General features: G+C 63.1%; 1 protein-coding gene. It reads left to right on the top strand.

Annotation, left to right across the window (positions count from 1 at the left end; all coding sequences use genetic code 11):
- Window positions 1-542 (top strand): nitrilase-related carbon-nitrogen hydrolase (locus EN852_RS34830; RefSeq protein WP_281407821.1); only part of this gene is annotated, 542 nt, incomplete at both ends.

Raw genomic sequence — 542 nt, 5'->3', positions numbered from 1 at the left:
CTCCTGCAAGCAAGGCAAAATCGCTGTCGCATCTTGAGGCGGCGCGCCCAGTCCGTCCCGGCACCTTGCTGGGCCTGTCTTCCAAGGCGCCGGATCCAGGTCACGAAAGACCGCAACTGATTCTCTGGCCGGAAACCTCGGTGCCGTTCCTTTTCACCGAGCGCCCCGATGCCTTGACGGCGCTGGGCGACATGCTGGGCGACGGCCAGATGCTGATCGCTGGCGTCGTGCGCGAAGAGGGCGGCTCGGCGGCAAGCCCCGACAGCCGCTACTACAACTCCGTCGTGGCGATCAACGACAAGGGCGAGATCGCCGATGCCGTGGACAAGGTTCATCTGGTGCCGTTCGGCGAGTACCTGCCTTTTGCCGACCTGCTCGGCCGTTTCGGCATCGAACAGCTCGTCGCTGGGCCGATGACGTTCACGGCTGGCAACGAGCGTCATCCCATCACGCTGCCGGGTGGCATTCGTGCCCTGCCATTTATCTGTTATGAGGTGATCTTTCCCGATCTGGTGGCAGTTGACGCAACGTCAGCGCAGCTT

The sequence above is a fragment of the Mesorhizobium sp. M2E.F.Ca.ET.209.01.1.1 genome, assembly GCF_004010375.2.
Lineage (GTDB): Bacteria > Pseudomonadota > Alphaproteobacteria > Rhizobiales > Rhizobiaceae > Mesorhizobium.
Note: the sequence above shows the minus strand (reverse complement) of the source record. Positions and strands in the feature narration are given on the sequence as shown.